This is a genomic window from Paraburkholderia unamae (assembly GCF_003096875.1).
Taxonomy (GTDB): Bacteria; Pseudomonadota; Gammaproteobacteria; order Burkholderiales; family Burkholderiaceae; genus Paraburkholderia; species Paraburkholderia unamae.
Window position 1 is genome coordinate 290,908 of the sequence record NZ_QEOB01000010.1, and the last position, 19,312, is coordinate 310,219.

The following is a 19,312-nucleotide window of genomic DNA, read 5'->3' on the forward strand; positions in this document are numbered from 1 at the left end:
ACCCCTAGCGCGCGCCGTGGACGACATTGCCGAACAGATGCGAGTATCCGTGCGGCGGCGCGCGCCAGTATTGCGGCGCCGCGTTCACGACTCCGCCCAGTTCGGCTGCGGCGTGCCATGCCCATCGCGGGTCATACAGCATGCCTCGGGCAATGGCGACGAAATCCGCCTTCCCGCTCGCGATAATCTCCTCGGCCTGCGCCGGTTCGGTGATCAGACCCACCGCCATCGTCGTGGCGTCGGTTTCCGCCTTGATGCGTTGCGCAAAGGGCACCTGATAGCCGGGGCCGACCGTAATCTTCTGCAAGGGTGAAATACCGCCGGACGATGCGGTAATCCACGACACCCCTCTGGATTTGAGCGCTTTGGAAAGCTCGACCGACTGTTCGATGTCCCATCCACCCTCTACCCAATCCGTTGCCGAGATTTTTACGCCAACCGGTTTGTGCGCGGGAAAGACCTCCCGAACCGCGTCATACACTTCGAGCACATAGCGCAGGCGATTTTGCAGCGAGCCACCATAAGCATCCGTGCGCCGGTTTGAAACCGGCGACAGAAACTGGTGAAGCAAATAACCATGCGCGGCGTGCAGTTCCAGCGCATCGAAACCAAGGCGCGCCGCCCTTCTCGCCGTATCCACGAAGCGTTGCTTGATGCGGGCAAGGCCGTCGATGTCCAGCGCGACAGGCGCCGTCTCGCCTTCCTTTTGTGCAATGGCGGACGGACCATAGGTCGTCCATCCTCCGTCGCCGCTCTCAAGCAGCGCGCCGCCCTTCCACGGCACCGCGCTGGATGCTTTGCGTCCGGCGTGGGCGATCTGCATCGCGAGGACGATGTTCGAGTTCTCGCGGATCAGCGAAACAACCGGCCGCAGCGCCGCTTCCGTCTCGTCGTCCCAGAGACCGAGACAACCCGGCGTGATGCGTCCCGCGGGTTCAACGGCGGTTGCCTCGACGACGAGCATGCCCGCGCCGGACTGCGCCAGTCCGCCAAGGTGAGCGAGATGCCATGAGTTTGCGCGTCCGTCGTCCGCGCAATACTGGCACATGGGTGAAACGACGATCCGGTTCGGCAGCGCCACCGAGCTCAGCCGCGAAGGTGTGAAAAGCGCGCTCATAGTTAGCCTCAGTCATGTTTGAAACGCAGTTGATTTACCGAAAATGCCGTTTTCAGGGTATTCAACGCCAATTGCATTGGCGCGGATTCGCCAGAACGCCCTGTGTTGCCGGCTAGTCTACGGACGCCGCCCGCTACCGTTGTGCGAGGCGCCACTAATTCAGTTGTTAAAACTTCTCAACAATCGACCGGCTCCGCCAGGCAACCGCTTCAGATACCGGCCACGCCACGGCTGATGTCGCCGAACAACTGCTTCCGATAGCTCCGGCCGTCGACCTCGAGCGTGTAGCGGGCCGAGCCGACGTATCGCCGGGCGAGTTCTTCGCGATGCGCGCGCACCTCTGCCTCCATACGTTCCCGGCCGGGGAGTGCGGTATCGTCAGCCAGCACCGAGGCGAGCCATTTCGCCTGAACTTCGACGAGAGGAATCGTCGGGCCGACCGGCTGAATCAGCCCCAGCATGTAGAGGCCGGGACGCTGCGGAGAAAGCATGCGGCGATAGAGCGACGCCTCGCCGTCGCGCACGGAAAAGACTTCCGGGTCGAGAAACGGGAAGGTGGTCTTGTAGCCGGTCGCGTAGATGATGGCATCGATCGCTTCGCGGCTGCCGTCGTCGAACGATACGTAGCCGCCGTCGAGTTGCTTGACGTTCGGTTTGATGCCGATCCAGCCATGACCGCAATAGGAAATGAGCTCCTGGCTCAGCGTCGTATGTTCGCGCCAGATGGCATGACGCGGCCGCGGAATGCCAAAACGTTGCTGGTCACCTGTCACCATGTACGCGATGTGTTTGACGATGGAGCGGCTCCACGTCGTGGGCAGTTTCAAGCGTCGCGAGAAAAAAGCCAGCCAGCGGTCGATGGGCAATCCCATGATGTACTTCGGCATGACCCAGGCGCTGCGACGTGTGGAGAGGAAGGTCTTGTTCGCCCCTTTGCAAACATCCACCGCGATGTCCACTGCGGAGTTGCCAATCCCGACGATCAGCACGTTCTTTCCCTTGAAGCGTTCCGCGGTACGGTAGTGATGCGAGTGAATCGAGTCGCCATCGAATGAGCCGGGAAATTCCGCCGTGCGCGGGTCCCAGAGATGCCCGTTGGCGACGATGACTGCGCGGTAACGCCGGGTTTCTCCCGTGCTCAAACGCACAGTCCAGTTGGTGTCGTGATCAGGCGTGACGTCCTCGACCTTCGTGCCGAACGTGATGTGCGGGCGAACGCCGAAGCGCTCGGCGTATGCCTCGAGATAGTCGATGACTTCAAAATGGGAAAGGAAGTCGGGATAGTGGTCGGGAATGGGAAAATCGGAATAACCAAGATTGACGCGACTGGTATCGATATGCAGGCTCCGGTACGCCGACGACAATCCGTTGTCGTTTTCGTAACGCCACATACCGCCGATGTCCGAGCCAATTTCGAAACAGTCGAATTCGACGCCCTTTTCCTTGAGTGCCTTTGCGGCCGCTACGCCTGACGAGCCGGCCCCGATGATGCAGACCGGGAGTCTGACAACGTCTTTTTGTTGCGTTGATTTACCTGATTGTTTCATACGGATTCCTGAATGACTATGCGACTCTGCCACCTCGCGGGCGTCGGAGCCAGAACAATGGCGCTGTGTTGTGCTTCGCGGGCTGCGCCGGTCTAGCCGCTGTGATGCTCCGAGAGATAGTCGAAGACGATATCGTCGAAGGAACGGTCTCCAACAATGCCCAGGCGCGTCGCGGCATCCGAAACGAACGCTCTTGGCCAGCCGTCTACGATTGCCTGAATCCGGGCGTCGGGGGTGAAATGGACGGTTCCGGTCGCACGCGTTCCGCCGTGGCGGCGCGTTGCGGCAATCATCTGCTCGATGCTCACACTGAGCGACGGCAGATTCATTGCGCGCGACGGCGCGAGCCCGGCAGCCGGAACGTCATGGAGCTGGATTAGCGCTTTAGCCACCGCGGTCGCTGAAGCAACCGGTATCTGCGTTGTGGCCGCGAGCGGGCAAACCGCGTCTCGTCCGGCGAGCGGCTCGCGCACGATCGCAGCGATCCTGTCCGATACCGCCGGTGTATTCGCACCAGGACGAATGAGCACGATCGGCAGCCGAAGAATCCGGGCGTCGATCCGGCGCTTCCGTGACGCCTCCGCCAGCAACAGTTCAGCGACAGCCTTATGCGTACCGTAGGTCGTCTCCGGGGCGAAGCGTTCATGGTCCGTCACCGTCGCGGGCAACTCGCCGCCAAATACGGCAATGGAGCTGGCAAACACGAACCGGGTGGACGGCGACGCCCTGCCGATCCATCGCCGGATCGACTCCACATTGACGAGGTACGCGGCGGCGTCCCGCTCTTCCGAATCCAGCGTGAGCGCAGCGGCGAGATGGAAAATGGCATTGGCGCCCACCGATGCCACTTCGTCGACGAAACCGGCGTCGGCCAGGTCTCCCGCCAGATGGACAACCCTGACTCCGCCAGCCGCGCGCAATGGCGCCCTCTGCGGGAAATCGCAGTCTACGAGCACGATTTCATCGATCGCGCGATAGCCGCCCTGTCCGTCGGCAAGGCGGATACCATCCAGCAGTTTCGCAGTGAGCGACCGGCCGATAAACCCGGCCGCACCTGTAACCATGACGCGCATCGACCGCCTCCGTTGTGCTGTCTCGTGACCGCTTCCCTGGGATACTCGCTCCGCAGCGAAAAGCGACAGTTTCCATCTCCAACGGAAAACATACTACTGAGTAGGTTTTAGACGCGCAAGTCTTTCCCCTACTTCACGAATGGATTGCGCATTCGCAACCACGTCGGCGGCATGCCCCGATCAGCCAGAATGAAAGCGTGATGAACGAAAGAAGTCCGGCGATATTCGTCGCCGGACTTGTGATGAGGATTGGGAAGGGGCAATGCCCAAGGGCCGAAACGGCGTTCCGGTTGGGCGATCCAACGGTGGTGTGCGATTGACGGGAACCCCGCTGCCGCTCGCAACGCGGCTGCGGTTCGACCGCTTCGACGCGTGCGCGAATCGCGTCATGAATGACGCGGGCGTCGCGCCGCTAGCCTTTTTTCTTCGCGCCGCGAGCGGACGCCGATGCGGGCGCAGCGCCTGCATTGCCGCGTGCCCGCACACCGTCTACGAGCGTCTTGACCATCTGTTCAGCGAGATTTCGGCGCGCCTTCGGCCCCGTATCGCTTTGCGGGCGGTACCAGATGAGCGACCATTGAATGCCGCCCAGCAGTGTCTTGACGGCAATCGATAGGTCCACGTTGGCCAGCGTGCCGTCCTTGCGCGCGGCCGTTGCCGCCTTCTTGAACATCGCTTCAAACCGGTCGCGGCTGCCAATCAACTCGTCCAGGATTTCCCGTTGCGCCGGCGTGGTCGCGCCGAATCGATGCATCTGCACGCCCTGCGCGACGACACTTTCGAAGGTGTGATGCTCGAGGACGGCCATCGCATGAGCCTCCAGCATCGCCGCAAGCACCGTGATACCGTCGCCATCGATCTGACTGGCGGGTTCGACCGCCGAAAACAGCAGTTCCATCCCGGCACGGTGAACATCGAAGAAGAGTTCGATCTTCGAAGGATAGTGATGGTATATCCGCCCCTTCGTCGCGCCCAGGCGACGAGCCACGTCGTCAATGCTGGTCGCGTGGAAGCCCTGCTCCATGAAGCATTCCGCGGCCATATGCAAAATTTCCTGCTTGCTCGGAGTCATATCGTCCCGGTCTGGTGCTCGCACTTCGATGAAAATTCCCGACGCCACAAGCCTCGCAAGGCCCATTGTTCAGCTTTGGCGAATTATAGCGACATGAGCGTGAGGCCAACATACCTGGTATTTGCGCTCGGGCACAGTCGACATCGTACCGCTCCGCACGGCCGCGACGGTTACGAGCGGCCCACTGTTTGAGAACGTCAAATTAAGAATTCGCGGATTGCCGATTTATCGCTCCCCATCACCCGGTATACGATCAGCGTCACGGATGCCATATGCAGGCCATTTCGGCAACGCGGCCCGAGCGGCGTCACGCAGACCGGCCTAAGGACGGAGGAAAACAGTGAACACCATCCCCCCGGGGTTCAGTCAAACCGAGCCGACGCTCAACCGAGATGCCTGGATGGACACCATCACTGTGCTCGAAGCCCTAACCGCCCGAAACTGCAACCCGGACGTCGAACCGGTTCGCAGGGACACGGTCCCGCCCGCCTCGAAGCCTCGGCGCAAGGTGCCGGGCGACGATGTAACCGTGCGCCGGTTGTCTCATGCAGTCGTCACGGTTGTCGAGCGTGTCACCGACCGGTCCATCCTCTTGAACTGGTGCGATCCGACGTCATGCCATTACAGCGACCAGCTTTGGACCAAAAGGTCGGCACGGCGCTCCGGTCACTGTGCCCTCACTGGCGAGTCGATTGCGCGCGGGGATGCCGTATACGCGCCGTACACCCGTGTTTCCAACCCGCCGGCCAACGAGCAAGCCATGATTCTCGCCTCGTCGGTCAAGGACTGATCGTCGTCGCCCCAACCGCCGAGACACCCTGGCATTGAACGCGGGGTTTCAATATTTAGCTAAAGGATTTCCTGATCATGAGCGAACCACTCATTTCCGCATCCGCGTCTGGCACATTCAAGCTCGCCGGCGAAGTGGACATTACCCGGCTGGGCTACGGCGCGATGCGAATCACCGGACCCGGGATTTGGGGGCCGCCCGAAGATCCGGCGGAAGCGCTTCGCGTCCTGGAATCGCTCCCGGAATCTGGAATCGATTTCGTCGATACCGCCGACTCATACGGCCCGGAAGTCTCCGAACAGCTTATCCGCGAAGCGCTGCATCCGTACAAGCATGTTCTCGTCGCGACCAAAGCAGGGCTGCGTCGCCCCGGCCCCGACCAGTGGCAGCCGGACGGACGACCCGAATACCTGCGTGAGCGCGCGCTACGCAGCCTGAAGAATCTGGGCGTTGAACAGATTGGTCTCTGGCAGTTGCATCGAATCGACCCGGCTGTCCCCGCCGACGAGCAATTCGACGCGGTCAAAGCGCTGCAAAAGGAAGGCATTGTCCGCTTTGTCGGCCTGAGCGAAGTCACCGTCGAAGAGATCAAAGCCGCATCGAAGTATTTCACGGTGGCGACGGTTCAGAATCGCTATAACCTCCTCGATCGTCAAAGCGAATCCGTGCTCGAATACTGCGAAGCGAACAATATCGGATTCATCCCCTGGTACCCGTTGGCCGCTGGCAATATCGGCGCATCGTCTGACACCATAAGCGAAGTTGCCCGCGACCACGGTGCTTCGCCCATGCAAATCGCTATCGCATGGTTGCTCCACAAGAGCCCGGTGATACTCCCGATTCCGGGGACGTCCAAGCGGACGCATCTGCGGGCGAATGTCGCAGCCGCGGCTATCAAGCTTTCGGACGAAGAGATGAGCCGTCTGAACGCACTCGCGAGCTGAGTTCCCTGTCGCCAGGCCGCCTGCGCGCGCGCGGCGCTCACTCGCCCCCGGCCTCAGGAACAAAGAATGCGCCGCTGATTGAGGATTGAACAACCGGAGGGCACAATCATGTCCCATCGACTCAAAACAGGCGATCGCGTCACGTGGAACAGCCAGGAAGGCACGACGACAGGCACGGTCGTGCGCCGGATCATCAGGGACACGGAACTGGACGGTCAGACTGTCGCCGCGTCGAAGGACGACCCGTATTACGAGGTTGAAAGCGAGAAAAGCGGTCAGCACGAGGTGTATCGCGCGGACGGGCTGGAGAAGGTGCACAAGCACTGACCACAACCGGGCGCACGGCGCCCGCGGCTTTCGGTACAACACAGGCGACCGCCTCAGCAGTGCGGGGAAGGCGGGCCGCGAGCAGGCACGCCTTCGCGAGTCACGATTTCACGCCCCGCAGACCGAATGCCCCCGCCACGCACGCCAGCATCGCCAGACCGGCGATCAGAAACGTGTCGCTGTAGGCCATCAGGAGTGCTTCGCGAATCACCCGCTGATTGACGAGCGCAAGCGCGGTCTCGTACGTGCCGTCAAAGCGCCCGTGCGGCAGTCCCTCCGCGCGCGGCACGTGCAGTCGCGATATCACGCGCGCGAGCAGCACCATGCGCTCCTGAAACGCCTGCGCATAAGGCGTCACCGCCTCACCAATGCGCGCCATGTGCAGCTTCTGACGTTCGACCACGATCTGGCTCACGACCGCGATGCCGATCGCGCCGCCCACGTTGCGCACCATGTTGAAAACGCCGGACGCCGAGCCCAGCTGCGTCTTGTCGACACCGTTCACGGCCATCACCGACAGCGCGATGACCACGAACGACTGGCCCACGCCGCGCACGATCAGCGACGGCACAATGACGTTGCGCGCGGAATCGGCGTCGAGATGAATGTTCATCAGGCAGCCCGCCGCTACCAGCAGGAAGCCGAGCGCAATCACCATGCGCGGACTCATGCGGCGCATGAGCGGCGGCGTGAGAAACGACATGGCGAACTGAACGAGCCCATAGGGAATCATCACCATGCCGATGTCGCGCGCGCTGTATCCCTGCGCCTCGGCCAGGTAGTTGGGCACCAGAAAGACGACCCCGAACGCAACGGCGCCGAACAGGAACTGCATCAGGCTGGCAAGGCCGAAATTATACCCGGCAAGCAACCGCAGATTGATGAACGGCTGCGCGCGCCGCACCTCGATCACGACGAACGCCACCAGACCGACCGCCGCGATACACGAGAGCAGCACGATGCCGCCCGATGCGAACCAGTCCTTGCGCCCCCCCTCTTCGAGCACGATTTGCAGCGCACTCAGGCCCACGGCCATGGTCAGGATGCCTGACCAGTCGGCACTGCGCAGCCGGCCTGTATCGACGGCGACCGGCCGGATCGCCCACGCAATCGCGGCGATCAAGGCCAGCGCAGGGGGAATCTGTAGATAGAAAATCCAGCGCCACGAATACGTGTCGGTCAGCCAGCCGCCCAACGACGGGCCGGCCGCCTGCGCCACGTTATTGGCGACCGCAAAGAGCGCCATGCCAAGCGGGTGGCGCGACTTCGGAAGTTCGGTGGCGATAAGCTGGAACGACAGCGGGATGAGCACGCCGCCAAACGCGCCCTGTAACGTGCGCGCAGCGATCATCGTGCCGATCGTCGGCGCGAGCGAACACGCCAGCGAGAAGCCCAGAAACCCGGATGCGCCCACGAGCAACACGCGCCGCGCGGAAAACACCTGCACGAGCCAGCCAGTGAGCGGAATGACGACGATTTCGGCAACCAGATAGGCGGTGGTAATCCACGATCCCTCTTCGAAGCTCGCACCCAGCGAGCCCCGTATGTCGGGCAGCGACGCGTTGGTCACGTGAACGTTCATGCCCGCCATGAAACAGCCGAACACGCCGCCAAGCACGGCGACCCACGAGCGCAGCGAGACCGCTTCTTCGTGCGCTGTTTCGTTCGCTTCCTGAGCCCGGGGAGCGGCGGCGCTCATCGCTGCGCCCCCTTCGTATCGACCCGCGCGACGACCGACATGCCGGGCCGCAGCACGACATCGCGCGGCATGGCATCGAGCGCGATCTTCACCGGCACGCGCTGCACGATCTTCGTGAAGTTGCCGGTCGCATTGTCCGGCGGCAGCAGCGCGAATTCGGCGCCCGAGCCCGGCGCGATGCCGCTCACGCGGCCGTGCAAGGCGTGACCTGTAAAGGTGTCGACATCCAGTTCGACCGGCTCGCCTGCGCGCATCGCGGCAAGCTGCGTTTCCTTGAAGTTGGCCACCACATACACGGCGTGCATCGGCACCACGGCGAGCAGCGGTGTGCCCGCCTCCACATATTGCCCGGCACGTGCGCTGCGCTGGCCGACCATGCCGTCTTGCGTCGCGAGAATGCGCGTGTGCTCCAGGTCCAGTTGCGCAAGCGCCAGTTGTGCCTTCGCCGCTTCCAGGCGCGCGCGGGCGGCGGCGGTCGCCGCGTCGTTCTGCGCCAGGCGCTTGCGCAGCACCCCGCTCTGTTCGCGCTGGCTCTGCGCCGCCGCCACGGCGTGCGCGAGCGCCGCGCGAGCCTTCAGCGCATCGGCGCGCGCCGCTTCCCAATGCTGGCCGCTGGCCGCTTCGTCGGCAAGCAAGGCGCGATAGCGGGTCGCGTCGGCGTCCCGGCGGGCGGACTCGGCGCGCGCGGCATCCACGTCGGCTTGCGCCTGCGCGATCGCGCTGGACTGTTGCGCGAGTTGCGCGTCGAGCGTCTGCGCCGCGGCCGCGCTTTCCTGCAACGCCGCCTGCGCCTCCAGCAAGGCGGCCTGGGCGGCCTGCACTTTCGCGCGGTAATCACGGTCGTCCAGCGTGGCGAGCACGTCGCCGCGACGGACCGGCTGGTTGTCGTCGACCATGACGTTCGTCACGTAACCCGACACGCGAGGGCTGACCGTGACGACGTCGGCGCGCACGTAGGCGTCGTCAGTCGTTTCGATGAAACGCGCCACCCGCCACCAGTGCCAGCCCCAAACCGCAGCCACGAGGACCGCCAGCAACGTCCCCGCGACGATCCACGGACGCCGCGCGCGGCGCGCGGACGTGATGGTCTGAACTTCGGTATCAACAGTCGTACTCATGCACACAGTCTTCTTTTGAAATGGGTGATGTGAGTGGTGCGCTCAAGGCTGCCAGCCGCCACCGAGCGCCTTGAACACGGTGACCTGATCCAGCGCGACCTGCTGGGCCGACTGCGCGAGCGCGGCGTCGGCGGCGATCAGGCTGCGCTCCGCGTCGAGCACGCCGAGCGAATCGATCGCCCCGGCGCGGAACTCGCGCTCGGCGAGCGCGAAGGCGCGCGCGTGCCCGGCGCGCGCCGTCTCCAGTGCATCGTGCTCGCGCCACGCCGCGCCATAACGGACGAGCGCCTGCTCGGTCTCCTGCAAGGCGCGCAATATCTGCGCGTCGAATGCGGCGCGCGCCCCCGCGTCGTCGGCGCGCGCCGCGCCCAACTGCGCCCGGTTCACCGCGAGATTGGGAAAGTTCCAGCTGATGAGCGGCCCCACGCTCCACGCGAGCGCATACGGGTTGCCGAGCGAGGCCGGGTGGCCCGTGGTCGAGAGCCAGTTGACGGAGCCGCCCAGCGTGATCGACGGATACAGCGCGGCCTGCGCCACGCCCACGCGCGCGTGCGCCGCCGCGAGCCTGCGTTCGGCCTCGCGCAGATCGGGGCGTCTGCGCATCAGCGCCGCGCCATCGCCCACGGGAAAAGGCTGCGCGAGCGTGGGCGGTTGACGGCATGCCTGCGCCGCGGCCGGGACATCGGCGGGCGGGCGCCCCAGCAGCACCGCCAGCTCGTAGAGCGCCGCGCGGTGTTCGCCGTCGAGCGCGGGCAGGCTCGCGCGCGTGTCGTCAGCAAAGGCGCGCGCGCGGGCAAGCTCCATGGATGAAACCAGACCCAGCGCCTGCTGTCGCTGCGTGAGCGACGCAATGCGCTCGGCGATCGCCAGTGAGCGCTGCGCGACGTCGAGCCGCCCGGCGTACGCGCAGGCTCGCGCATACGCCGCCGCCGTTTCGGCGGCCACGCTCACGCGCAAGGCGTCCGACGCGGCTTGTTGCGCGTCGGCATCCGCGTGCGCGGCGTCCACGAGATGATGCACACGGCCCCAGAAGTCGATTTCCCACGACAGGGCGAAACCCGGCGCCCAGCCGAAGCGCGACGGCGCGCTGCCTGTGTCGCGCGCGGCGGCCACGATCTGGTCGTTCTCGTGCTGGCCGTAATCCACGCCGAATGAGGCCTGCGTTGACGGCAAGCGCGCGGCATCCGCCTGCGCCAGCATCGCACGGGCACGCGAGACGCGCGCCGCCGCGACGCCAAGGTCGCGGTTCTGCGCCAGCGCCTCGCGAATCAGTGCATCCAGCGCCGGGTCGTCATAGAGCTGCCACCAGTGATCCGGCGGCGCGGCAGACACCGCCTGCGGCACCGATACGGCCGCATCGAAAGGCGCACGCTCGGCGGCGCCGGCAACAGGCGCACGATACGGTTCAGTGACGGAGCAGGCGGCAAGCGTCGCGGCGAGCAGCACGCTGGATGCCGCCACCAGGCCTCGGGCATGAGCGGCAAAGCGGCGCGCCGGAATTCCCGGCGGTGAAAGAAAGGTTGGAGCGGCAGGCATCGGGAATCATGGAATGAATCGGTCATGCCATGGTATGTTGACGCTCCCTGTTCATCGCGCGCGAGATGCGCATTCATCGTCGAGAAATGGACACGTGAACGATTTTTTTCAGGTGCTGGACGCTTCCGACAAAGCGCAGCAAATCGGTGTGCTGGCCACCAACTCCGCCGCCGGCGATGAGTTCGCCTCGCACACCCACGCGCAGGCCCAGATGATCCTGTCCATCGACGGGGTCATGATCGTGCGCACCGACGACGGCAACTGGATCGTGCCGCCCGGCCGCGCCGTCTGGGTGCCCGCGGGCATCCGCCACGGCATCGAGATGGCCGGCGACGTGCGCATGCGCTCCCTCTTCGTCGCCCACGAAGTGCGCCCGAGCCTGCCGCGCGAGTGCCGTGTCATCGGCGTGAGCGGACTGTTGCGCGAACTCATCCTCGCGACGAGCGGCCTGCCCGCCGATTACGACCTGAGCCATCGCACGGGTCGCGTGCTTGCCTTGATACTCGACGAAATCGAAATCGCCCCGTCGCTCGACCTGCATGTGCCGATGCCGCGCCATCCCGCACTGGCAGTGTTGTGCGCCAACCTGATTCGCGAGCCGTCCGAGCCGGTCACGCTCGCCTCGTGGGCGAGCGCCGCGAACATGAACGCCCGCACGCTCGCGCGCATCTTCCGGCGCGAAACCGGCATGACGCCAGGCGCATGGTGGCGCCATACGCGCCTGCTGTTGAGCCTGCCGCGCCTCGCGGCAGGCGCATCGATTCTCGAACTCGCGCTGGAGCATGGGTACGACAGTCCGAGCGCGTTCGCCGCCATGTTTCGCAAGGTGCTGGGCGTGCCGCCCAGCGAGTATTTGCGGCAAAAATAGCGCGTGAGCGGAGTCGGGAAGCCGGAACCGTCGTCCATTGCGCGACGACGTCGCACCCGCTTCTTTCAGGTGAAGCGATGAGGGCGATATTCGCACCTCCGGCAATGTGCACGTCGTGTCAGGACGCGACGTGTTACGATTTCCCGCTCGTTGTTGTCGCGGTTCTCTCGCACAAACATGCGCAAACCAGCCAGTCGGCTTCTCTTGTTGACTCTCGCCATGCCGCTCCCGGCACTGGCGCTGGGCAACGATAATCCAGACTACGATCAATGCATCATGCATTCGTTGAGGGATAGTCAGAGCAGCTTCGCGGCTCGCGCAATTCGCACCTCGTGCGACGCGCTTTACAGAAACGGCGCAATGCTTTTGCCGCGCGAAAGAGCGTACCACCTGTGTGTCCTGCAAAATGTGCAGACCGTCAGAGACGCATTTGCCGTCAATGAAATACTGCATGCGTGTCGACGTCAAAATCAGATGTAGCGCGCCGTTGATGATTGCAGCCTTTACATTCGCGCGATATTACGCAGGCAACGCTTCCCATGGCACACCCACCTCCCGGCGCTTGACCGGCAAATCGATCAATGCGTGGCGAGAGGTCGCGCTCGCCTGGCGCCTGCCCGAACGCACCCGGTGCTTCGGCATGAAGTAACGGATCGCGCCGTTCATTTTCTTCAGCGTCGATATCAGGATTCATGCATGTCCCGCGCCGAACGTCTCCTTCAGCTTCTGCAAGTGCTACGTCGTTATCGACGTCCCGTGAGCGGCCAGGCCCTCGCAGACGAACTCGGCGTGAGCATCCGCACGCTATACCGGGACATCGCCAGCTTGCAGGCGCAAGGCGCCATGATCGAAGGGGAGCCAGGCATTGGCTACGTGATGAAACCGGGTTTCATGCTGCCACCCATCATGTTCGGCTCGGAGGAACTCGATGCCCTGGTGCTGGGCATGCGCTGGGTGGCCGATCGCGGCGACAAGACGCTATCCGCCGGTGCATTGAGCACACTGGCGAAGATAGCCGCCGTATTGCCCACCGAATTGCGGCGCGAACTGGAGGAATCGTCACTGCTCGTCGGCGCGCCGTTGGCAAGACCTACCCACACAATCTCGCCGGACCTTCTGCGAGCCGCGGTCCGCGCAGAGCGAAAGCTCGATATCACTTACGTGGACGGCGCGGGTGTTCACTCCCGGCGCGTCGTTTGGCCCTTTGCCCTGGTGTATTTCGACCAGGCGCGCGTGCTGATGTGCTGGTGCGAGCTTCGAGCCGATTTTCGCAATTTCCGTTCGGATCGGATCGTGAACGTCGAGCAGATGGACGCGCGTTACCCAAAGCGGCGTTCCACCCTGCTTCGTGAGTGGCGCAAGCTCAATCAGGTGGCCAGTCGCACCATACTGCCAGAATTTGACAGTATGGATCGTTAAACTGAAGCTCCTTTCATGACAAGGAGCTCAAAATGAAGTTCGCATCGGTTCGCGTTGTTACCCCGGATATCGAAAGGCTGGTCGAGTTTTATCAGCGGCTTTCCGGCATCGAGGCTGTGCGTCTGGCCTATGGATTCGCCGAAATGCGATTCGAGGGCCTGACGCTTGCGATCTCATCCGAGCACCTGATCCGGCTTTTCAATGTAGGCGCAGCCACCGCCGCGGCCAATCAATCGGCGATCCTGGAGTTCGAAGTGGACGACGTCGACGCGGTGTTCGAACGGATGAAGGCATCCGGAACAAACATCGTGATGCCGACGACGGTGATGCCTTGGGGCAATCGCTCGCTCCTGCTGCGCGACCCGGACGGGAACCTCGTGAACCTGTTTTCTCGACCTGGGCGTTGAGAAAAACCCGCCGTCACGGCAATGACGGTTTCGATCCGTTCGCCGGTGCCGTTAATGCCCCGCTTCGCGAATATGCAGCGCGTTGTTCAGCGAAACGACCCCAGCGACGGCGCTGGCCACATCGCCCGCGCGCTGGATCTGGGATTCATCGGGTACCGATCCAACAAGATCGACCTTCCCGTTCCTGGCCAGCACATTGACGTTGGACATCTGCAAACCCTTCGTGTGTACGAGAGCGTTTCGTACCGCCTTTTCCAGCTTGCGGTTTGCCTGATGTTGCGCTTTGCGTTGTGCCTTTGCGGAAGGTGTGGCCTGTGGTGCAGAGGCTACCGCCGGGTTCGTCGCCTCACCACTCTCTTGTGCATAGGCATGGCTTCCGGAAACCAGTAAAACTGCAATAGCGACAGTACCCAACAAGCTGTTCGATCTCATTTTCCCTCTTCCAAAATATCATCAAAGCGCAGCGACTGCCGGGTATCACGCGCTCAAGCTCGCGCGCCCGGACTCATTTGCCGACGGCTGGCGTATCGCACCGCGGCGGAAGCCATCATCTCCGGGTCAATTTTCTGGATCAACACCTCGTATTGGAAAGCACTTTTCCAGAATCACGAGGCTGGAGATCAGTCAGGGATCGCTCCACATCGCCGGAACGACAGGTGAAACGCGCGGCGCGTGAACCCCAAACTGACGTCGGCGAGCTATTTAAAAGCGATGCCGCAAGCCGGCATGCACGGCCACCTGGTTCACGCCGCTCGATTGTTGCGCCACCACGCCGTTGTAGATGTCCGCATGAGCGCCGCCCGCAGCGTGCTGAACGACCGTGTTCAATACGAGATCCGTTCGTTTGGATAACGCATAGCTCATCACAAGGTTGATCTGGTGATACTTCGGCTTTGCGTCGTCGTAGTGAACGCTGCCCGAGACGAAGTTGTAGCCACCGCCGACCAGTAAGGCGGGCGTGATGTTATACATCGACCACACCTCGTAGCTATCGAATATCACGGTGCTCGTCGTGCCGTTGGCTTCGGCGAAACGCGTATTCGTATAGTTCGCGCCGACGATCGCGCGGCCCATTCGATACGTCGTGCCCGCACCGATGACCTGTTCGCTCGCGGGTTGTCCCACATAGCCGAAGACGCCCACGTTGGTCGAACCGTTCTTGACGAAGTTGCCGTCCGGAAATTGCGTGCCTGGATTCCTGGCAAACAGATAGCCGGCTGCCACATACAGATTGCCCATCGCATAGCTCGCGCCGCCCGCGATGGTGCTGTTGCGGCCAAACTGTCCGGCGACGCCGCCGAACGCATACATGCCGCTCACCGTGAAGCCGCCCATCGTCGGGCTCACGTACTTGACCGAGTTATTGACGCGAAACGCGTCGTTGGTATTGTCGATATCGTTGGCATGCGCGAGGATGCCGCCCCAGGACTGAAGATTGAGCGTGGTGGGGCCGACATAATCGACGATGGAGTCGTACTGGCGTCCCATCGTCAGCTTGCCGGCCAGAGGATGCGAAAGGCCGACCCACGCCTGACGTCCGAATTCCAGGCCGCCCTGCCCGAGCTTGCCGTTATACGAATTGAAGCCGTTTTCAAGGATGAAAATCGCTTTCAGGCCGCCACCCAGTTCTTCCGATCCCTTCAGGCCCCAACGGCTGCCCAGATTCGTGCCGCTCGCGGCTTCCCAGAGCGACTTGCCGCCCGAATTGCTAACATAGGTGATGCCGTTATCGACGATGCCGTAGAGCGTGACCGAGCTTTGTGCGAATGCGGGTGAGGCGATGAGCCCTGCGAGTATATAAACGACGACCTTTTTCATGGCGAAGTATGGAGTTTCGATTTGAAGGATGAGCGAAGCCCGGCGGGCTCTATATAGAGTCTGCCTGGGCGTTCTTTTTAATATTTCGTATACCGAACTAAATAGAAAAAGCCACGAGCTAGCTCGTGCGAACGAGCTAGCCCGACTTACATGCCAGAGTCGAGCAACTTCATGAGTTTGCGCATGGCGGCGGGAATCGGCGCGATGATCGGCACGCTGAAGCGCGTGGCCAATCCGATGGCGGCCTGCCCCAACGGGCCGCCTCCGATCACAACGGCTTCGGCCCCGTCGAGATCGATGCACGCCTTGACCGCCTGCGCGAGCGATGCTTCGAGTTGCGCCGCATCGGCCGCCAGTGCCAGCGGATCCTCTCGGGTCAGGCGAATGCCGGTGTAACGTTCGCTGACGCCCAGATCGCTCACGCTCCGCGCGATCGGCACGACGAGCTCCGGCGTGACCGTGGCAATGCCGAAACGCCTGCCGCCATGTGCCGCTTCGAGAATCGAGGCTTCGCAGATGCCGACAACCGGCTTGTCGGTGAGTGCGCGTACCTTGTCGATTCCCGGATCGCCAAAGGCGCTGACCACCACGCCCGCGAATGCCCCGTCGCGGCGCTTGAGACTCGCCACCACTTCGTCACCCGCCTCACGCAGGCGCTGTGCATCGAGAATCATCGGCACGCCGCGTGCGGCGGTTTCGCCGATCACGCGGTAGCCTTGCGGTGCGCACGACTGGGCGATGGCCACCATCATGGCTGTCGTGTCGGTGGAGGTGTTGGGGTTCAGGAGCAGGATGTCGTGCATGATTTTTTATGTCTGAAGAGTTCAACCGTTCGCAGGCGCCGCGCCATTCGGCATGGCGGCCGGATCGGCGGCGTCGTCGAGCTTGCGGCCATAGGTTTCCGGGGCAAGCTGAATGCTGAAGGTGAAGATGGCGTACATCAGTGCGATGAGACCGAACACGCCACTCACACCGTGAAGATCGAACAAACGGCCCGTCACGAGCGGCATCAGTGCGCCGGCGGTGGTGCCGAGCGCGAGTATGAACGATGTGCCGAACGCGCGGACACGCGTCGGAAAAAGCTCCGGCGCATAGATCCAGATCGTCGTGTTGAGCAGCAGCACGAAGAACTGGAAGATGGCGCCGCAGGCGAGAATCATCAAGACATTGTGGGCGAGGAAGCCGAAGCCGAGTGCCGCGAGACAGGCCAGCACCGCGCCGATGGTGAGCACGCGCTTGCGCGGGAAGTGATAGCCGAGCAGCGATGCCGCCGTCGCGCCGCAAAGGCTGCCGCCCTGCATGATGAGCGTGAACACGAGACTCTTCGTGATGGTGTACCCCTGCGCGACGAGAATCGTGGGCATCAGCGTGAGCACCGAAATCTGCGCGCCATATGTCATCCAGATTGCAACGCCGACCGAGAGCGTGCGACGTGCGAGACGTCCGCGAAAGATCTCGAGTACGTTGACCTTGTCGCGGGCCGGCGCCTTCTCTATGTCCTCGGTGATATAACGCGTCACCGCAATGTGCTTGTCCGTCAGCTTGCCCGCGGCGAGCTTGCTGAGGACCACGTTCGTGTCGTGCGCGCGGCCCTTTGCCAGCAGAAAACGCGGCGTCTCCGGAATGATGTGCCGATACAATGCGCCCAGGATGGCAGGCACCACGAGGCAGGCGAACAGCCAGCGCCAGCCATCCGGACCGGGAAAGACGGCGAAGACCGCGAGGCCGAACGCGGGAGCAAGAAAGTTGCCGAGACCGCCCGCGCCGACATTCACGAGGCCGACCGCCGTGCCACGAAACTTCTGTGAGCAGAACTCGGCGAGCATGGTCACGGCGACGGCGACTTCCCCGCCCAGCCCGAAGCCGACAATCGCCCGGCCGGCGCACAGCACAAGGAAACTGGGCGCAAGCGCGCAAATGACGGCGCCGAGCGTGAACAGCAGCAGATCGGCGGTGAGCATCATGCGGCGGCCAAAGCGATCGGCGATGTAGCCCGATACCAGCCGGCCGATCGCCGCTGAGGCAAACGTCACCGTATTCAGCATGCCGATATCGGTCGCGCTCAGCCCCCAATGCTCGCGAAGCATGGGCGCGATTAATCCGATCGAGTTCTGTTCGAAGCTGTCGAACAGGCATCCGATCAGGATCAGAAAGATGATGGTCTTGTGTGCGGAGGTGACGCCTATGTCGTTGAGTGCGCGGTCGAGCTGCGTCGCGCTTGCGGAATCGGCAGCGCTTGTACTCGAAATTCCGGTCATGATCGCCTCTGTAGGGTTAGTGACGGGAGCACCCGTCGCTCCGTCTGTGAGGCGATCCTAAGATTTCATTTTTTAAAAAACAAGAAATTTAAATTTCATATCGCGCGCCGCGTAACCCCTTGTGCGTGCAACGTTTTGCCGTGCACCAACTCTGACGTCCACTCGATTCGAGCCGCACATTTACCGTGCGAAAACCACGATGAAAATTGCGTTTCTCACTAGTTCGAGGCGCAACCCTTGAGATCGCGCCTCATATCAGTGCAATCCAAAATTCTCAAAATAACAACAGGTGAAATCGAAATTTCATGCGGCTCAGGCGTCAAAGCTCGTCCATGTGATCGTGCGCCGACTCGATCGCGCTCAAACGCTTGCGACCGCGATCGCCTGCGTGCTCGAGCACTTTGGTCGCCAGCAAGCCGCACAGGCCGAGCACGGCCACGTGATTGTCGAGCGGACCGGGCGCGGCCGTATCGCAGTTGATCGACCATGTGACGCCTGCGTGCTCCGGTGCCAGTTGATCCGCGATGTACAGCGACTTCGCGTTGGCCGACGCGGCGTAGTCAAGAATGGCATCGGTCTGCGGCACGCGGCGCCGCAAGCCAAAAACGATCACGACGTCGCGAGCCTCGATGCTCGCGAGATGTTCGCCGATCGTCTCCCCCGGACCGGGCAACGCAATGACGCGCTCCACCACCTGGAGAATCTGCCAGCGAAAATAACTCGCGAAGGGCTGGCTGCTTCGAAAACCGAACACGAGCACCTGCCGGGCATCGACGATCGCCTTGGCGATCGCATCGATTTGCGCGTTGGAAAGCCGTCCGAACGTCCCCGTCAAATTCGCCGCACCTTGACTCGCATGCGCCTCAAGCGCGTTTTTGCTCGCTTTGGTCGTGGCGGCCGACAGGAGCAGCGCCGCGCCCTCCTGCTTTTCGTCGCGGACATGACGCCGGGCTTCTTCGTAGTTCGGATAGCCCAGGCGGCGTACGAAGCGACTGACGGTCGCCCTCGACACGCCCGCGAGATCGGCCAGCTCCGCGCCTGTGTAGCTGGCGAGATCGCCGGGGAAATCCAGAACGAATTCCGCGAGCCGGCGTTCGGTCGCAGGAAGGTCGTTCATCTGCGATCGGATCCGCCCGACGAAGGAGCGCGGGGTAGCTTGCATGGTCGTTAGGTTGATGGCGTCGCAGAGGGTGGGATGAGCCGGTTTGGCGGCATGAGGTGTTCGTGGGCGATTGCCTGACACGGACCCACGAACTCCGATGGATTATAGCTTTGCCGGAATGGGAGCCAAGGGAGCCAGGGAAGCCCGGGGAGCCAGG

20 protein-coding genes are annotated in these 19,312 nt (G+C 62.9%); 8 read left to right on the top strand and 12 right to left on the bottom strand.

All coding sequences use genetic code 11. The features are described from left to right. Positions 1-4 precede the first annotated feature (4 nt). The 4 genes from C7402_RS22185 to C7402_RS22200 form a co-directional block, all read right to left on the bottom strand. Positions 5-1,117, bottom strand: coding sequence for an NADH:flavin oxidoreductase/NADH oxidase (locus tag C7402_RS22185; protein WP_116612122.1), 1,113 nt, complete (start codon positions 1,115-1,117; stop codon positions 5-7). 209 nt (positions 1,118-1,326) lie between these two features. Further along, the gene (locus tag C7402_RS22190; RefSeq protein ID WP_116612123.1) at positions 1,327-2,664 is read right to left on the bottom strand and encodes a flavin-containing monooxygenase; all 1,338 of its coding nucleotides are present in this window, start codon (positions 2,662-2,664) and stop codon (positions 1,327-1,329) included. Positions 2,665-2,756: 92 nt separating this feature from the next. Continuing rightward, positions 2,757-3,737 (bottom strand): NAD-dependent epimerase/dehydratase family protein, encoded by a 981-nt coding sequence (locus C7402_RS22195; protein ID WP_116612124.1) that lies wholly within the window; start codon positions 3,735-3,737, stop codon positions 2,757-2,759. A 412-nt stretch (positions 3,738-4,149) separates the two neighbouring features. Then, positions 4,150-4,809: a TetR/AcrR family transcriptional regulator gene (locus tag C7402_RS22200; protein ID WP_116612125.1), complete on the bottom strand. Its 660-nt coding sequence runs from the start codon at positions 4,807-4,809 to the stop codon at positions 4,150-4,152. Positions 4,810-5,209: 400 nt separating this feature from the next. Between C7402_RS22200 and C7402_RS22205 the strand changes: the two genes are divergently transcribed. The 3 genes from C7402_RS22205 (at position 5,210) to C7402_RS22215 (ending at position 6,870) form a co-directional block, all read left to right on the top strand. Further along, positions 5,210-5,599 (top strand): DUF3331 domain-containing protein, encoded by a 390-nt coding sequence (locus C7402_RS22205; protein ID WP_133254524.1) that lies wholly within the window; start codon positions 5,210-5,212, stop codon positions 5,597-5,599. Between the two features lie 77 nt (positions 5,600-5,676). Then, positions 5,677-6,543: an aldo/keto reductase gene (locus tag C7402_RS22210; RefSeq protein ID WP_116612127.1), complete on the top strand. Its 867-nt coding sequence runs from the start codon at positions 5,677-5,679 to the stop codon at positions 6,541-6,543. Positions 6,544-6,651: 108 nt separating this feature from the next. Beyond that, positions 6,652-6,870 carry a hypervirulence associated TUDOR domain-containing protein gene (locus C7402_RS22215; RefSeq protein ID WP_116612189.1) on the top strand — a complete coding sequence of 73 codons (219 nt, stop codon included), beginning with the start codon at positions 6,652-6,654 and terminating at the stop codon, positions 6,868-6,870. 100 nt (positions 6,871-6,970) lie between these two features. On the opposite strand, the gene C7402_RS22220 is transcribed toward C7402_RS22215, so the two are convergent. The 3 genes from C7402_RS22220 to C7402_RS22230 are packed head-to-tail and all read right to left on the bottom strand — an operon-like array spanning position 6,971 to position 11,148. Continuing rightward, complete coding sequence (locus tag C7402_RS22220) at positions 6,971-8,569, bottom strand: MDR family MFS transporter (RefSeq protein ID WP_116612128.1); 1,599 nt, start codon at positions 8,567-8,569, stop codon at positions 6,971-6,973. Beyond that, the gene (locus C7402_RS22225; RefSeq protein WP_116612129.1) at positions 8,566-9,687 is read right to left on the bottom strand and encodes an HlyD family secretion protein; all 1,122 of its coding nucleotides are present in this window, start codon (positions 9,685-9,687) and stop codon (positions 8,566-8,568) included. The genes C7402_RS22220 and C7402_RS22225 overlap by 4 nt, the downstream gene beginning before the upstream one ends. 42 nt (positions 9,688-9,729) lie before the next feature. Further along, on the bottom strand, positions 9,730-11,148 hold the full coding sequence (locus C7402_RS22230) for an efflux transporter outer membrane subunit (protein WP_244314902.1): 1,419 nt from the start codon (positions 11,146-11,148) through the stop codon (positions 9,730-9,732). Between the two features lie 169 nt (positions 11,149-11,317). Here C7402_RS22230 and C7402_RS22235 point away from each other — a divergent pair, with 169 nt between their 5' ends. The 5 genes from C7402_RS22235 (at position 11,318) to C7402_RS22250 (ending at position 13,917) form a co-directional block, all read left to right on the top strand. Continuing rightward, positions 11,318-12,091 carry an AraC family transcriptional regulator gene (locus C7402_RS22235; RefSeq protein ID WP_116612131.1) on the top strand — a complete coding sequence of 258 codons (774 nt, stop codon included), beginning with the start codon at positions 11,318-11,320 and terminating at the stop codon, positions 12,089-12,091. A 177-nt stretch (positions 12,092-12,268) separates the two neighbouring features. Then, the gene (locus tag C7402_RS48035; RefSeq protein ID WP_116612132.1) at positions 12,269-12,571 is read left to right on the top strand and encodes a VF_A0006 family four-cysteine protein; all 303 of its coding nucleotides are present in this window, start codon (positions 12,269-12,271) and stop codon (positions 12,569-12,571) included. After that, on the top strand, positions 12,543-12,740 hold the full coding sequence (locus C7402_RS47030) for a hypothetical protein (RefSeq protein ID WP_165841954.1): 198 nt from the start codon (positions 12,543-12,545) through the stop codon (positions 12,738-12,740). Before C7402_RS48035 ends, C7402_RS47030 begins: the two co-directional genes overlap by 29 nt. Before the next feature lie 47 nt (positions 12,741-12,787). Beyond that, positions 12,788-13,510, top strand: coding sequence for a helix-turn-helix transcriptional regulator (locus tag C7402_RS22245; RefSeq protein ID WP_116612133.1), 723 nt, complete (start codon positions 12,788-12,790; stop codon positions 13,508-13,510). Positions 13,511-13,542: 32 nt separating this feature from the next. Continuing rightward, complete coding sequence (locus C7402_RS22250) at positions 13,543-13,917, top strand: VOC family protein (protein ID WP_116612134.1); 375 nt, start codon at positions 13,543-13,545, stop codon at positions 13,915-13,917. Positions 13,918-13,968: 51 nt separating this feature from the next. On the opposite strand, the gene C7402_RS22255 is transcribed toward C7402_RS22250, so the two are convergent. From C7402_RS22255 to C7402_RS22275, 5 genes are all read right to left on the bottom strand, one after another. Beyond that, complete coding sequence (locus tag C7402_RS22255) at positions 13,969-14,349, bottom strand: BON domain-containing protein (protein ID WP_116612135.1); 381 nt, start codon at positions 14,347-14,349, stop codon at positions 13,969-13,971. 270 nt (positions 14,350-14,619) lie between these two features. Continuing rightward, complete coding sequence (locus tag C7402_RS22260; RefSeq protein WP_116612136.1) at positions 14,620-15,735, bottom strand: porin; 1,116 nt, start codon at positions 15,733-15,735, stop codon at positions 14,620-14,622. Between the two features lie 146 nt (positions 15,736-15,881). After that, the gene (locus C7402_RS22265; RefSeq protein WP_112171601.1) at positions 15,882-16,538 is read right to left on the bottom strand and encodes an aspartate/glutamate racemase family protein; all 657 of its coding nucleotides are present in this window, start codon (positions 16,536-16,538) and stop codon (positions 15,882-15,884) included. 21 nt (positions 16,539-16,559) lie between these two features. Next, positions 16,560-17,993 carry an MFS transporter gene (locus C7402_RS22270; protein ID WP_116612137.1) on the bottom strand — a complete coding sequence of 478 codons (1,434 nt, stop codon included), beginning with the start codon at positions 17,991-17,993 and terminating at the stop codon, positions 16,560-16,562. A 319-nt stretch (positions 17,994-18,312) separates the two neighbouring features. Then, entirely contained in the window at positions 18,313-19,236 is a 924-nt protein-coding gene (locus tag C7402_RS22275; protein WP_341869255.1) for a MurR/RpiR family transcriptional regulator, read from the bottom strand. Positions 19,237-19,312: the final 76 nt, after the last annotated feature.

What these genes read in the sequence shown, in the direction of transcription:
- C7402_RS22185 (WP_116612122.1), bottom strand. Translation starts at nt 1,117, where the DNA reads ATGAGCGCGCTTTTCACACCTTCGCGGCTGAGCTCGGTGGCGCTGCCG.
- C7402_RS22190 (WP_116612123.1), bottom strand. Translation starts at nt 2,664, where the DNA reads ATGAAACAATCAGGTAAATCAACGCAACAAAAAGACGTTGTCAGACTC.
- C7402_RS22195 (WP_116612124.1), bottom strand. Translation starts at nt 3,737, where the DNA reads ATGCGCGTCATGGTTACAGGTGCGGCCGGGTTTATCGGCCGGTCGCTC.
- C7402_RS22200 (WP_116612125.1), bottom strand. Translation starts at nt 4,809, where the DNA reads ATGACTCCGAGCAAGCAGGAAATTTTGCATATGGCCGCGGAATGCTTC.
- C7402_RS22205 (WP_133254524.1), top strand. Translation starts at nt 5,210, where the DNA reads ATGGACACCATCACTGTGCTCGAAGCCCTAACCGCCCGAAACTGCAAC.
- C7402_RS22210 (WP_116612127.1), top strand. Translation starts at nt 5,677, where the DNA reads ATGAGCGAACCACTCATTTCCGCATCCGCGTCTGGCACATTCAAGCTC.
- C7402_RS22215 (WP_116612189.1), top strand. Translation starts at nt 6,652, where the DNA reads ATGTCCCATCGACTCAAAACAGGCGATCGCGTCACGTGGAACAGCCAG.
- C7402_RS22220 (WP_116612128.1), bottom strand. Translation starts at nt 8,569, where the DNA reads ATGAGCGCCGCCGCTCCCCGGGCTCAGGAAGCGAACGAAACAGCGCAC.
- C7402_RS22225 (WP_116612129.1), bottom strand. Translation starts at nt 9,687, where the DNA reads ATGAGTACGACTGTTGATACCGAAGTTCAGACCATCACGTCCGCGCGC.
- C7402_RS48035 (WP_116612132.1), top strand. Translation starts at nt 12,269, where the DNA reads ATGCGCAAACCAGCCAGTCGGCTTCTCTTGTTGACTCTCGCCATGCCG.
- C7402_RS47030 (WP_165841954.1), top strand. Translation starts at nt 12,543, where the DNA reads ATGCGTGTCGACGTCAAAATCAGATGTAGCGCGCCGTTGATGATTGCA.
- C7402_RS22245 (WP_116612133.1), top strand. Translation starts at nt 12,788, where the DNA reads ATGTCCCGCGCCGAACGTCTCCTTCAGCTTCTGCAAGTGCTACGTCGT.
- C7402_RS22250 (WP_116612134.1), top strand. Translation starts at nt 13,543, where the DNA reads ATGAAGTTCGCATCGGTTCGCGTTGTTACCCCGGATATCGAAAGGCTG.
- C7402_RS22255 (WP_116612135.1), bottom strand. Translation starts at nt 14,349, where the DNA reads ATGAGATCGAACAGCTTGTTGGGTACTGTCGCTATTGCAGTTTTACTG.
- C7402_RS22260 (WP_116612136.1), bottom strand. Translation starts at nt 15,735, where the DNA reads ATGAAAAAGGTCGTCGTTTATATACTCGCAGGGCTCATCGCCTCACCC.
- C7402_RS22265 (WP_112171601.1), bottom strand. Translation starts at nt 16,538, where the DNA reads ATGCACGACATCCTGCTCCTGAACCCCAACACCTCCACCGACACGACA.
- C7402_RS22270 (WP_116612137.1), bottom strand. Translation starts at nt 17,993, where the DNA reads ATGACCGGAATTTCGAGTACAAGCGCTGCCGATTCCGCAAGCGCGACG.